12 protein-coding genes and 1 pseudogene are annotated in these 12,861 nt (G+C 70.8%); 7 read left to right on the top strand and 6 right to left on the bottom strand.

Annotation, left to right across the window (positions count from 1 at the left end; genetic code table 11):
- Positions 1-3 precede the first annotated feature (3 nt).
- Positions 4-456 (top strand): heat shock protein transcriptional repressor HspR, encoded by a 453-nt coding sequence (locus tag AC5WRT_RS30345; protein ID WP_496096699.1) that lies wholly within the window; start codon positions 4-6, stop codon positions 454-456.
- Between the two features lie 50 nt (positions 457-506).
- On the opposite strand, the gene AC5WRT_RS30340 is transcribed toward AC5WRT_RS30345, so the two are convergent.
- The gene (locus tag AC5WRT_RS30340; protein ID WP_496096698.1) at positions 507-1,577 is read right to left on the bottom strand and encodes a PA14 domain-containing protein; all 1,071 of its coding nucleotides are present in this window, start codon (positions 1,575-1,577) and stop codon (positions 507-509) included.
- A 295-nt stretch (positions 1,578-1,872) separates the two neighbouring features.
- On the opposite strand from AC5WRT_RS30340, the gene AC5WRT_RS30335 reads away from it, so the two are divergent.
- Together AC5WRT_RS30335 and AC5WRT_RS30330 are read left to right on the top strand one after the other, a co-directional pair.
- On the top strand, positions 1,873-2,979 hold the full coding sequence (locus tag AC5WRT_RS30335) for a sugar ABC transporter substrate-binding protein (protein ID WP_496096697.1): 1,107 nt from the start codon (positions 1,873-1,875) through the stop codon (positions 2,977-2,979).
- Between the two features lie 303 nt (positions 2,980-3,282).
- Positions 3,283-4,329, top strand: coding sequence for a helix-turn-helix transcriptional regulator (locus AC5WRT_RS30330; protein ID WP_496096696.1), 1,047 nt, complete (start codon positions 3,283-3,285; stop codon positions 4,327-4,329).
- Here the strand turns inward: AC5WRT_RS30330 and AC5WRT_RS30325 are convergent.
- From AC5WRT_RS30325 to AC5WRT_RS30315, 3 genes and pseudogenes are all read right to left on the bottom strand, one after another.
- Positions 4,292-5,275 carry a helix-turn-helix transcriptional regulator gene (locus AC5WRT_RS30325; protein ID WP_496096695.1) on the bottom strand — a complete coding sequence of 328 codons (984 nt, stop codon included), beginning with the start codon at positions 5,273-5,275 and terminating at the stop codon, positions 4,292-4,294. The two genes, AC5WRT_RS30330 and AC5WRT_RS30325, sit on opposite strands and share 38 nt — an antisense overlap.
- A pseudogene (locus AC5WRT_RS30320) lies at positions 5,272-5,649 on the bottom strand (helix-turn-helix transcriptional regulator); the annotation flags it as partial. The gene AC5WRT_RS30325 and the pseudogene AC5WRT_RS30320, both read right to left, overlap by 4 nt.
- A 53-nt stretch (positions 5,650-5,702) precedes the next feature.
- The gene (locus AC5WRT_RS30315; protein ID WP_496096694.1) at positions 5,703-6,674 is read right to left on the bottom strand and encodes a helix-turn-helix transcriptional regulator; all 972 of its coding nucleotides are present in this window, start codon (positions 6,672-6,674) and stop codon (positions 5,703-5,705) included.
- A 195-nt stretch (positions 6,675-6,869) separates the two neighbouring features.
- Here AC5WRT_RS30315 and AC5WRT_RS30310 point away from each other — a divergent pair, with 195 nt between their 5' ends.
- Positions 6,870-7,049, top strand: a complete 180-nt coding sequence (locus AC5WRT_RS30310; protein WP_496096693.1) for a hypothetical protein — start codon at positions 6,870-6,872, stop codon at positions 7,047-7,049.
- A gap of 3 nt (positions 7,050-7,052) precedes the next feature.
- Complete coding sequence (locus AC5WRT_RS30305; RefSeq protein WP_496096692.1) at positions 7,053-7,388, top strand: hypothetical protein; 336 nt, start codon at positions 7,053-7,055, stop codon at positions 7,386-7,388.
- A 172-nt stretch (positions 7,389-7,560) separates the two neighbouring features.
- Here the strand turns inward: AC5WRT_RS30305 and AC5WRT_RS30300 are convergent, their stop codons facing one another.
- A complete protein-coding gene (locus tag AC5WRT_RS30300) occupies positions 7,561-7,953 on the bottom strand; it encodes a TIGR03618 family F420-dependent PPOX class oxidoreductase (RefSeq protein ID WP_496096691.1) in 393 nt (130 codons plus the stop codon).
- 129 nt (positions 7,954-8,082) lie between these two features.
- On the opposite strand from AC5WRT_RS30300, the gene clpB reads away from it, so the two are divergent.
- Positions 8,083-10,680, top strand: a complete 2,598-nt coding sequence (gene clpB / locus AC5WRT_RS30295; protein WP_496100796.1) for an ATP-dependent chaperone ClpB — start codon at positions 8,083-8,085, stop codon at positions 10,678-10,680.
- 414 nt (positions 10,681-11,094) lie between these two features.
- Complete coding sequence (locus AC5WRT_RS30290; protein WP_496096689.1) at positions 11,095-11,634, top strand: type III secretion system chaperone family protein; 540 nt, start codon at positions 11,095-11,097, stop codon at positions 11,632-11,634.
- A 15-nt stretch (positions 11,635-11,649) separates the two neighbouring features.
- Here AC5WRT_RS30290 and AC5WRT_RS30285 read toward each other — a convergent pair whose 3' ends face one another.
- Entirely contained in the window at positions 11,650-12,843 is a 1,194-nt protein-coding gene (locus AC5WRT_RS30285) for a putative hexosyltransferase (protein WP_496096688.1), read from the bottom strand.
- Between the last annotated feature and the right edge of the window lie 18 nt (positions 12,844-12,861).

Raw genomic sequence — 12,861 nt, 5'->3', positions numbered from 1 at the left:
GAGATGGACGGCCGTCGACGTAACCCGTATGAACTGACCGAGGAGACCCCGGTCTACGTCATCTCGGTGGCGGCCCAGCTCTCCGGACTCCACCCGCAGACGCTGCGCCAGTACGACCGCCTGGGCCTGGTCTCGCCGGACCGTACCGCCGGCCGGGGCCGCCGCTACTCGGCCCGCGACATCGAACTGCTCCGCCAGGTGCAGCAGTTGTCGCAGGACGAGGGCATCAACCTGGCCGGCATCAAGCGCATCATCGAACTGGAGAACCAGGTCGCCGCCCTGCAGTCCCGCGTCGCGGAGCTGGAGGCGGCCCTGGACGGCGCGGCGGCCGCGATGCGGCAGCGCGAGGCAGCCGTCCACGCCTCCTACCGCCGCGACCTGGTGCCGTACCAGGAGGTCCAGCAGACCAGCGCCCTGGTGGTGTGGCGGCCCAAGCGTCAGCAGCAACAGGACTGAGTGGAACACCGTGAAGGGGCCCGCGGACGACCGCGGGCCCCTTCGGCGTGTCAGATGGTCCGCGTGCTGGTCACGACGGCCGACTCGGCGGCGTTGCCGTGCGCGTCGAGCGCGGCCACTTTGTAGTCGTAGGCCGTGCGGTAGGCGGCCTGGGCGTCCGTGTAGCCGGTGGCCGTGGTGTCGGCGAGCGCGGTGAAGCCGGTCGCCCCGGCAGCCCTGCGGTACACCCGGTAGCCGGCCGCGTCCCCGGGGGCCGTCCAGGACAGCTCGTTGGCGCCCTGCGTGCCGGTCGCGGCGAGCTTCGGGGCGGTGGGCGGGGTCAGGTCCCGTGAGGGGACCGGGCCCTGGTCGGCGCTGCCGGAGGACTCGTTGCCGGCCTTGTCGTAGGCGCGGATCTCGTAGTAGTACGACTGCCCGGCCTGCGGCGGCCGTTCGCTGAGGCGGTGCACCGTGGTCGTACCGACCAGGGTGAAGGCGCTCGTGCCCGCCACCCGGCGGTGGACGCGGTAACCGGCCAGATCCATCTCCTTGTTCGCCGTCCAGTTGAGCACGGCGTGGATACCGGACGGGTCCCCGGTGTAGTAGTCCCAGGAGACCCCGGCCGGGGCGAGCGGCCGCACCGAGTCGACGGTGGCGGACGTGCGCCGGGTGTAGGCGAACTTCACGCTCGCGGCGCCGGTCCAGTTCACGTAGTCCACGCGCACGGTGTGTCGGCCCTTGGGGACGGTGACGCCCACACTCTTGGCGCGTGTGCCCGAGGCGTTGGACCACAGGTCGGCCTTGCGGCCGCCGTCCAGACAGACCCGGATGCCGTCGGTCCCGGAGGCGGCGAACGTGAAGGGGCCACCGGACCCGAAGTCGCGGGTGACGCGCCAGCGGACGCCGAAGTTGTCCTTCGGCAGCCCGGAGGCGGGCGCGCCGGTCCAGTTCTGGTCGACGACGCTGTCACAGTCCGTCTTCTTCGGGGTGCCGGAGAACGTGGTGTTCGCGTAGAACATCCGCTTGTACGTCGGCGAGGCGCACGTCGTTGCCGCGGACGCGGTCAGGGCGGCCGCGTTCAGCAGGGCGCCGGCGGTGGCGAGCACCACGGCCGTGGCGGTCGCGCGTCTGGCTGGGTTCATTCGGTCCTCTGCTCGAGTCGGATCGGCGGCGCGCAGCCGCCGGTGATCACGACTCGTGGGGTTCCGGGTTGGTTGTAACGCTCTTTGCCGTTCCATGAACGCCCTTTGAATGGAGGGTCCGTAAAGAGTGTTTGGAGGTGATTCCGCGCGTCCTTCACAGAGTCAGCTGAGCGTGGTGTTGCGGACTCGTTAAGTAGTTCCGCTTGACGCCGGGTGCGGCATCCGCGTTGTCTTTTCAGACACCTGGGTCGTATAGCCGCCCTACGTCCGGAACGCACCTGAAGTGAGCCCTCGAATGCGTCGAATCGCCCTGTCCGTGGCTGCATCCACGATGACCCTCTCGCTCGCCGGCTGCGGCGTGCTGGACGCGACGGGGGACAGCGCGAGCGCGAGCCCGAGCAAGGGCAACGACGTCACCGTGGGGCTGCTGCTGCCGGAGAAGGCCAACACCCGCTACGACAAGTTCGACTACCCCATCATCAAGAGCGAGGTCTCCCGGCTCACCTCGAAGCGGGGCAAGGTCGAGTACGCCAACGCCGACGCGGACGCCTCCCGGCAGGCCTCGCAGATGCAGCGGATGATCGACGAGAAGGTCGACATCATCATGCTCGACGCCGTCGACTCGCACGGCATCGCGCCCGAGGTGAAGAAGGCCAAGGACGCGGGCATTCCGGTCATCGCCTACGACCGGCTCGCCGAGGGCCCGATCGACGCCTACATCTCCTTCGACAACGAGCTCGTCGGCGAGGTGCAGGGCCGCACCCTGCTGGAGGCCCTCGGCTCGAACGCCGACAGCTCCACCAAGATCGTCATGGTGAACGGCTCGCCCACCGACCCCAACGCCAAGCAGTTCAAGGAGGGCGCGCTCTCCGAGCTGAACGGCAAGGTGACGATCGCGGAGTCGTACGACACCACGGACTGGAAGCCGGAACTCGCCGAGTCCGAGATGGCCAGGGCCATCGGCGCGATCGGCAAGAACAACATCGCCGGCGTCTACGCCGCCAACGACGGCATGGCGGGCGGCGTCATCAAGGCCCTGAAGGCGGCCGGCGTCACCAGCCTCCCCCCGGTCACCGGCCAGGACGCGGAACTCGACGCGGTGCAGCGGATCGTGTCCGGCGAGCAGTACATGAGCGTCTACAAGGCCTACCCGGACGAGGCCCAGGCCGCCGCCCAGATAGCCGTCGCCAAGGTCCAGGGCAAGGACATCCAGTTCGACGCGCTCACCCAGGACAAGGCCTCCAGCCCCACCACCAAGGACATCCCGTCCAAGCTGATCCAGCCGATCGCCCTGACCAAGGGCAACATCAAGGACACGGTCGTCGCGGACGGCATCTACACGGTGGCCGACATCTGCACTCCCAAATACAAGGCGGCCTGCGCGGCGATCGGCCTGAAGTAGCGGCTCAGCTCCTTCCGCGGCAGCTTCCCCGGCGGGGCACGGCGCATCGCGTCACCCCCGTGGACGCGGTGCGCCGGCCCCGCGGCTCCCCCTGCGGAGCGTCTCCGCGGGATCAACGATGCCGTGGCACCGTCCGCCCCACCACCATCAGCTTGTTGCAATGCGAGGGGCGGAGCCTGGTCGATGTCCGGACATGACGCGCTTTAGCCGTGGCCCTGTTGAGGCGAGCCGTGTTGCGGACCCGGTCGGCGCCGCGCATAGTTGCGCTGCGGAAGTGGCAGCACACCGGGGGTGAAATGGGCGATGGCCGGGCGTGGGGCGGAGGAGCATCCACACGGCGCCGACCGACTGTGCGCGGCCGGTGACCGTGTCTATTCCCGGGCCGTGCGCCGGGGCCGGGTGCCGCGCACCGATGCCGAGGCGGTGCCCTGCCTGCTGGAACTGGCCCTGCTGCACCCGGATCCCGACGACATGGACTGGCTGGTGCCGACCTCCCCGCAGGAGGTCATGACCAGGCTGCTGCGCGGGGTCTACGACGAGGTCAGCGCGAGCCAGCAAAAGGTGGGCTCGGCGGTGGCCGCCTTCGAGTGGTACGCCGGGCTCGGCCGTCAGCTCGGCGCGCTCGCCGCACCGGCCGAGGGCAGCGCGATCCGGGTGCTGGACGGGCTCTCCCGTATCCAGGCCGCGATGGACGAGGCGACCGAGGCGTGCACGACCGAGGTGCTCACCGTGCAGCCCGGCGGGATCCGCCGGGAGGCCGAGCTGACCGAGGGCCTGCACCGGGCACTGGCCCTGCGCGGCCGGGGCGTGCGCATGCGCGACCTGTACACGCACGTGGCCCGGCACGGCCAGGGCCTCCTCAACTACCTGGAGCTGATGGGAGACACGGTCGAGGCAAGGACGCTGGACGAGGTCATCGACCGGCTCATCCTGTTCGACCGCACGGTGGCCTTCATCCCCGCCAACGCCGACCGCACGATGGCCCTGGAGCTGCGCCACCCGGCCCTGGTGCAGTACCTGGTGACGGTCTTCGAACGCCTCTGGCGCCTCGCCATCCCGCTCACCGCGCCGCTCCCCGACACCGGCATCGAGGGCATCTCGCACCGCGAGCAGTCCATCGCCGCGCTGCTGGCCGAGGGCCACCAGGACGCGGTGATCGCCGAACGGCTCGGCATCAGCGTGCGCACCTGCCGCGCGCACATCGCCCGCCTGTCGGAGACCCTCGGCGCGGCCAGCCGTACCCAACTCGGCGTCCGGATCGCCCAGGTCGGCCTGGACGGCCACCGCGGTGCCGGGCTGCCGGTCCGTGCGCTCACGGCTCCTGATCAAGGATCCCCGAGCGTGCGATGAGATAGCCGAGCTGGGCGCGGCTGTCGCTGCCGAGGGTGGCGGCGAGCTTGGCGATGTGCAGCCGGGCGGTACGGACGTTCATGCCCAGGCGGTCCGCGATGACGGCGTCGGTGTGCCCCTCGACCAGGAGGGCCGCGATGGCCCGCTGACGGGGCGTGACACCGTTCACCGACGGCGGTCGCACCGCCTTCGGGAACATCGGCGTGGCCAGCCGCCACAGCCGGTCGAAGGTCGTCACGAAGTACTTGATCAGGGCCGGGTGGCGGACCTCGAGGGCCAGCGTGCCGTCGTCGTCGGCCGGGAGGAAGGCGACCTTGCGGTCGATGACGATGAGCCGGTCCGGCACCTCGTCGAGGCTGCGCGCCTCGGTGTCGCCGCGCCGTAAGTGCTCCAACGGGCCGTACGCCTCCGGCACATGGCGCAGCGTGTGCTGGTAGAGGGTGCGGATGCGGCCGCCGCGGTCCAGCAGGGCCTGGTCGCGCCCGAAGGCGGTGTCGCGGGCCGCCTCGCCGCGCGGACCGGTGAGGCCCGCGTGCGGCTGGACGGTGAGGGACTCCACGGTGGCGTCGACCATCGCGTCGCTGATGGCCCGGTTGATCTGCTCGGTGCCGCTGAGCAGGCGCAGCATGGCCGTGCCGGGATCGAAGGACTGCCGCACACCGATCTCCAGCAGCCGCTCGAACCGTTCCACCAGCCGGTCCTCGCGCCGCCGTTCCTCCGCGACCCGGGCCGCGGAGGCGCGCAGCAGCCGGTGCAGCACCGCGACGGGTGCGACCGGTACCAGCAGCCCGGGGTCGCGCAGGTCGGGGTGGAGCAGCCCGAAGTCGCTCAGGCAGGGGGCGTCGACGGCCTCGGCGGCCGGTACCCGGCCCTCGCGCAGGGCACGCTCGTACAGCTCCTGCCCGGCGGTGCACAGCTCCTCCACCCCGTGCTCCAGGTGCTTCACCGGCCCACCTCGCCCTGCCGGTCGAGGATGCCGGAGCGTGCGATGAGACAGCCGAGCCGGGCGCGGCTGTCGCTGCCGAGGGTGGCGGCGAGCTCGGCGATGTGCAGCCGGGCGGTACGGATGTTCATGCCGAGGCGCTCGGCTGTGGCGGCGTCGGTGCGGCCCTCGACGAGAAGGGCCGCGGTGGCCGGCCGGCGGGCCGTGACGCCGTCCGGGGAGGGCTGCGGGGCGGTCCGTGGGTACAGGGGCGTGGCCAGGTGCCAGAGCCGGTCGAAGACGGTCACGAGAAAGTCGACCAGGGCCGGGAGGCGGATCTCCAGGGCGAGGGTGCGGTCCCTGTTCGCCGGGATGAGGGCGACAGCGCGGTCCAGGACGTGCTCCGGATGCAAAGGCGTGGTCACCGGGTCCTGCCGCGCCGTGCGCGGGTTCACTGGTGCCCGTCCGGTTCCGGCCGCGTGTACTCCTTGTCCAGCAGACCCGACTGGGCGATGAGATAGCCGAGCTGGGCGCGGCTGCCGCTGCCGAGCGCGGTGGCGAGCTTGGCGATGTGGGCCCGGCACGTGCGGACGTTCATGCCCAGCCGGCGGGCGATGGCTTCGTCGACGTGTCCCTCGACCAGGAGCTTGGCGATGGAGTGCTGGATCTCCGTGATGCCGTCGGGGGCGGTCTCGTAGGGGGCGCCGGTGCTCAGGGGCACCGCGCGGGCCCACATGAACTCGAACACCTTGATCAGGTAGCGCACCAGGCCGGGGTGCCGGAGTTCCAGGGCGACCTGACGGTCGTCGCGGATGGGGATGAAGGCGACGGTCTCGTCGCAGATGATGAGCCGCTCCACCAGTTCGTCGATGGTGCGGTACTCCACCTTGCCCTCGGAGAACTGGGAGACGTACCCGAGCGTCTCGGGGCTGTAGCGGGCCGTGTGCTGGTAGAGGGTACGGATGCGCACCCCGCGTTCGAGGAGCGGCCGGTCGCGCTCCAGTCCCTGCACGAGGGTGTGTTCGAGGCGGCGGCTGCTCGGCTGCACGGTGAGCACCTCGGAGCGGGCCTCCGCGGTCGCCACGTCGAGGGCGGCGTTGATACGGTCCAGGCCCTCCAGCACCGATATGGAGTGCGTGGGCGTGCTGTTCTGGGCACTGAGCGCCATGAACGGTTCGAACGCCTCGGCCAGTTCGACCGACAGCCGCCGGCGTTCGGAGATCTCACGTTCGATCGGGTTGAGCCGCTGGGCCAGGGCCACCGAGGGAGGGGTCGGACGCAGCCAGTTCGGGTCGTCGGGGTCCGGGTGCAGGAGGGCGAACTCCATCAGGCAAGGGGCGGAATCCACCTCCGCGCGGGCGATGCGCCCGGACCGCAGCGCCTTCGCGTAGAGGCGGCTACCCTCCTCGCATAGCTCGGTCATTGCATGGGGATGTGACACTTTGGTCCGATTCGTTGTCAAATCTCCACCCCCCAGGGTCCTGAACATGCAGGAACATGATGCATCGATCGTGTGGCCATGACGTGCCCAAATGAGACATCGTCTTGTTCGGACGGGGGAAGAGGGGACCTTCAAGTGAGGACGAAGCCGACTATGCGCAAGAGAATGCTTCGGTCGATGCTCGCCGTCACCTTCTCCGCCGTTGTGGCCATCGGCGCGCTGAGTGGCCTCTCCGGTGGGAATCGTGACACCGCGGCGGACACCACGTGGGGAATCGCTCCTCGGACCGTCGCCCTGAGTGCCGACAGCACCGGGACGGCGCATGCCGATGGTGCAGACGACACCACCTGGGGCTGACTGATGACTACTCCACCCGACGACCGCTCCTTCCGTCGCGAGATGGCCACGGCCTACCGCTCCGGATGGCACTTCATCGACCTGGTCACCGCCATCCCGCACAGTGGTGACTCGCTGATGGTGACGGTGTTCGGCGAGCCGGTCGTCGTGACGCGGGACGCGGACGAGGACGTGCGGGCGTACCGGTGCCTGCGCAGGCCGCGCGGTGCGCCCCAGCCGGTGCGGTGCGCCGTACGGTACGGAATGATCTTTGTGAATCTCGACCAGCGGGACCACCGGCTCGCCGAGCCGGCGGACCAGGACCTGAGGACCATCTCGGCCACCCCCCGCAGTGCCTGACGCGATTCCCCCGTCGTAAAAGATCGCTCAGGTGCTTCCCCCCGCAGCGGCGTCACCGTGACCTGAACACGGTGACGCCGCTGCAGTTTTCCGACGATATCCCTCGACATGTCATGGGATGGGCGCGCTCCCAGGGTGGCCGAAACTGTTCGCTTGCGTCCCGGTGCCCCGTTCACAGGTTTCCCAGCGCCCGCTCCACCTCGATCTCGATCACCACGCGCGCCGGATTCGGCGACGGCACCCGCTCGTACCGCTCGGCGTACCGCTTCTCGGCCTCCGCCACCCGTTCGGCCTCCGTCCGCACCCGTGCCCGCCCCTCCAGCGTGGCCCAGCGCCGGCCGTCCACCTGGCACACCGCGACCCGGGCGCCCCCGGCACCCGCCGCGCGCACGTGCCGCACCTTCGCGCTGGTCCGGTTGGTGATCACTCGGGCCAGCCCCGCCGCCGCGTCGTACGTCACCCCCACCGGGACGACGTGCGGGCTGCCGTCGGGCCGGAGCGTCGTCAGCGTGCACAGATGGCGTTCGCGCCAGAACGCCAGGTACTGCTCGGAGTGGTTCATCATGCCCGCAACCTAGTCCCCGCCCCCGGGTCACCGCCCTTCCGTCCTCACCTTGAGCGGAATGGACTCAACTTTGTGTACGCTGGTTAAGTCAGCAGTGGAAGAGTGTGGCCGAGGAGGAGAACGGACGACGTGGACGCCGAGCTGACCAACAGGAGCCGGGACGCGATCAACGCGGCCGGCAACCGGGCCGTGACCGAGGGGCACCCGGACCTCACCCCCGCTCACCTGCTGCTGGCTCTGCTCCAGGGGCAGGACAACGAGAACATCACCGACCTGCTCGCGGCCGTCGAGGCCGACCAGGCCGCGGTACGCGTGGGCGCCGAGAAGATCCTGGCCGCGCTGCCCAGCGTGACCGGTTCCACCGTCGCGCCCCCGCAGCCCAACCGTGAGCTGCTGGCCGTGATCGCCGACGCCGGCGAGCGCGCCGGGGAACTGGGTGACGAGTACCTGTCGACCGAGCACCTGCTCATCGGTATCGCCGCGAAGGGCGGCCGGGCCGGCGAGCTGCTCGCGCAGCAGGGAGCCGACGCGAAGAAGCTGCTGGAGGCCTTCAGGAAGGCCAGGGGAGGACGCCGCGTGACCACCGCCGACCCGGAGGGCCAGTACAAGGCCCTGGAGAAGTTCGGCACCGACTTCACCGCCGCCGCCCGCGAGGGCCGGCTCGACCCGGTCATCGGGCGCGACCAGGAGATCCGGCGGGTCGTGCAGGTGCTGAGCCGCAGGACGAAGAACAACCCGGTCCTCATCGGCGAGCCCGGTGTGGGCAAGACCGCCGTGGTCGAGGGGCTGGCCCAGCGGATCGTCAAGGGCGACGTGCCCTCCTCGCTGAAGGACAAGCGGCTGGTCGCGCTGGACCTCGGCGCGATGGTCGCCGGCGCCAAGTACCGCGGCGAGTTCGAGGAACGGCTGAAGGCCGTCCTCGCCGAGATCAAGGACTCCGACGGGCAGATCATCACCTTCATCGACGAGCTGCACACCGTCGTCGGCGCGGGCGCCGGCGGCGACTCCGCCATGGACGCCGGCAACATGCTCAAGCCGATGCTGGCCCGCGGCGAGCTGCGCATGGTCGGTGCCACCACCCTGGACGAGTACCGGGAGCGGATCGAGAAGGACCCCGCCCTGGAGCGCCGCTTCCAGCAGGTGCTGGTCGCCGAGCCGACCGTGGAGGACACCGTCGCGATCCTGCGCGGCCTGAAGGGCCGGTACGAGGCGCACCACAAGGTGCAGATCGCCGACAGCGCGCTGGTGGCGGCGGCCACCCTCTCCGACCGCTACATCACCTCCCGCTTCCTGCCCGACAAGGCCATCGACCTCGTCGACGAGGCCGCCTCCCGGCTGCGTATGGAGATCGACTCGTCCCCGGTCGAGATCGACGAACTCCAGCGCGCCGTCGACCGGTTGAAGATGGAGGAGCTGGCGATCGCCAAGGAGACCGACCCGGCCTCCGTCGCCCGCCTGGAGAAGTTGCGCCGTGACCTCGCCGACAAGGAGGAGGAGCTGCGGCACCTCACCGCCCGCTGGGAGAAGGAGAAGCAGTCCCTCAACCGGGTCGGTGAGCTGAAGGAGAAGCTGGACGATCTGCGTGTCCAGGCCGAACGCGCCCAGCGCGACGGTGACTTCGACACGGCCGCCAAACTGCTCTACGGCGAGATCCCCAACCTGGAGAAGGAACTGGAGGCCGCCTCCGCGGCCGAGGAGGAGGTCGCCAGGGACACCATGGTCAAGGAGGAGGTCGGCTCCGACGACATCGCCGACGTCGTGGCCGCCTGGACCGGCATCCCGGCCGGCCGCCTGCTGGAGGGCGAGACCCAGAAGCTGCTGCGCATGGAGGAGGAGATCGGCGAGCGGCTCATCGGCCAGACCGAGGCCGTACGGGCGGTCTCGGACGCGGTACGGCGCTCGCGGGCGGGTATCGCCGACCCCGACCGGCCCACCGGATCCTTCCTCTTCCTCGGCCCGACCGGTGTAGGCAAGACCGAACTCGCCAAGGCGGTCGCCGACTTCCTCTTCGACGACGAGCGGGCCATGGTCCGCATCGACATGTCGGAGTACAGCGAGAAGCACAGCGTGGCCCGGCTGGTCGGCGCGCCTCCCGGGTACGTGGGCTACGAGGAGGGCGGCCAGCTCACCGAGGCGGTCCGCCGCCGCCCGTACTCCGTCATCCTGCTGGACGAGGTGGAGAAGGCCCATCCGGAGGTCTTCGACATCCTGCTCCAGGTCCTTGACGACGGCCGCCTGACGGACGGTCAGGGCCGGACGGTCGACTTCCGCAACACCATTCTGGTGCTCACCTCCAACCTGGGCAGCCAGTTCCTGGTCGACCCGCTCAGGAGCGAGGAGGAGAAGCGGGAGCAGGTCCTCGAAGTGGTCCGGGCCTCCTTCAAACCGGAGTTCCTCAACCGCCTGGACGATCTGGTGGTCTTCTCGGCCCTGACCAAGCCCGAGCTGGAACGGATCGCCCAGCTGCAGATCGGCGCTCTGGGCAGGCGGCTGGCCGAACGCCGGCTCGTCCTGGACGTCACCCCCGAGGCGCTGGCCTGGCTCGCGGAGGAGGGCCTGGATCCCGCCTACGGCGCCCGCCCGCTGCGCCGCCTCGTCCAGACCGCCATCGGTGACCGCCTCGCCAAGGAGATCCTCGCCGGCGACATCAAGGACGGCGACACGGTCCGCGTCGACCGCTTCGGCGACGGCCTGCTGGTCGGTCCGGCGACCGGGAAGACGCTGTGACGCGCACACGGTGAACGCCGGGCGGCGTACGAGGGCCCGGTGCGGGCCCTCGTACGCCGCCGCCGGGGGACCGTGGTCGCACCCGCCGTTCAGGTCCGGGCAGAGGCCCGCTCCCTCGGCTGAGTACTCCGTGTCCGGTTCCGGCGCGTGCGGACGGGCGGTCTTCAGCCAATCGCGGACGCCGTCCCCGGGCGTCCGGAAGTGGGCGCCGCACGCGGTCTCCAGCCGGACCTCCACCGTGCGGTGCGCCTCGTACGCCCCCGCGGCGGCTTCGCCCGCCGAGGGCCGGGGCCTCGGTGCCCACCCGACCAGCCGGATCGTGTCAGCCCATGGCGGACAGGCGGGCGTCGGGGCTTGCCTCCCCCCTCCCCGCATGGGGGAGGATGGCGGAATCCGCATGAAGGGAAAATCACGGTGAGCATCGACCCGTCCTCGATTCCGAACTTCGGGGGCCAGCCCGAACCGCAGCCCCAAGGACCGGCGGGCCCCGTCGTCCCGGATCAGGATCTTGTGAAGCAGCTCCTCGACCAGATGGAGCTGAAGTACGTCGTCGACGAGGAGGGTGACCTCGCGGCGCCGTGGGAGCAGTTCCGCACCTACTTCATGTTCCGCGGAGAGGCCGAGCAGGCCGTCTTCTCGGTGCGGACGTTCTACGACCGCCCCCACAAGATCGACGAGAAGCCGCAGCTGCTGGAGTCCGTCGACGACTGGAACCGCCGCACCCTGTGGCCCAAGGTGTACACCCACACCCATGACGACGGCACCGTCCGGCTGATCGGCGAGGCCCAGATGCTGATCGGCACGGGCGTCGACATCAACCACTTCGTCTCCTCGACCGTCAGCTGGGTGCGGGCCGCGATCGAGTTCGACCGGTGGCTCGTCGAGCAGCTCGGCCTGGAGCAGGAGGTCAACGAGGCGGACAAGCCCGAGAACCCCGAGGAGGAGGGCGAGTAGGCCGCGCGACAACGCCTACAACGGCTCCTGTGCGTACACCACCAGGTACGCACCGTAGACGTAGCTGAGCCCGGCCAGGGCCGCGACCAGTACGGTCGCGTGCCAGGGCCGGGCTCGCGCCGTTCGCGCCAGGCTCCGGGCCGGCGGCAGCAGCAGCGGGAACGCCGGCAGCAGGAACCGCGGCTTGCACTCGAAGTAGCCCGACCCGCCGAGCGCGACCAGCAGCAGCACCCCGCTGAACACCACCAGCGGCAGCGGAGCGCGGTCCAGCAGCAGCAGCGCGTACAGCACCGTCGCCGTCGCGACCAGGGCCAGCGCCACCGGGAACACGAACCGGCTGCCGTGCAGCAGCATCGAGCGCAGGAACCGCAGCGCGCCGTGCCCGAAGTCGAACGTCGACCCCCACAGCCGCTGCACCTCGAAGTAGCCCCCGAAGAGATCCCCCTTGCGCCACCCGACCCACAGCACGTACCCCGTCCAGCCCAGCGGGGCGAGTGCCGCGCCCGTCCACAGCCTGTGGGAAACTCCTCCGCGCCGCCGCCACAGTTCGGCCCCGGCCGCCGCCAGCACCGCGACGGCCGCCGCGAACCCGTTCGGCCTCGCCAGCCCCGCGCCCGCCGCGAGCGCCCCCGCCCACAGCCAGTTCCCGGCCAGCACCGCGTACAGCGACCAGGCGGCGAACGCGGTGAGCACCGGCTCGGTGTACGCCATCGACAGCACCACCGCGTGCGGCAGCAGCCCCCACAGCAGCACCAGCGCGATGCCGGTGGCCCGCCCGTGCAGCCGGGAGCCGATGGCGTGCATCCCGGCGGCGGCCACGGCGGCCCCGGCCCACGAGATCAGCAGACCGGCGGTGCCCCCGCCGACCGGGGTCAGCGCGGTGACCGCCCGCAGCAGCGCCGGGTACAGCGGGAAGAACGCGAGGTCGCTGTGCGGGCCCGGGTCGTGGGAGGGCAGGTCGTGCCCGTAGCCGTGGGCGGCGATGCCCAGGTACCAGACCGAGTCCCAGGACCGTCCGAGCAGCCTCAGCGGGTCCCGGCCGGCGACGTGCGCGACGAGGGCCAGCACGGCCGCACCGGTGAGCCGGACGCCGAGGAAGAGGCCTACGGCGACGCCGCCCGCGCGCAGGAGGGAGGGTCCGGTACGGTCGCGCCGCACCGGCTCCGGCGCGGCTGCGGGCGGGGCGAGGGTCGTGCTGGCGTGCGTCACATCTGAGCACCATGCGTC

Source organism: Streptomyces sp. NTD91, from assembly GCF_059510455.1.
Note: the sequence above shows the minus strand (reverse complement) of the source record. Positions and strands in the feature narration are given on the sequence as shown.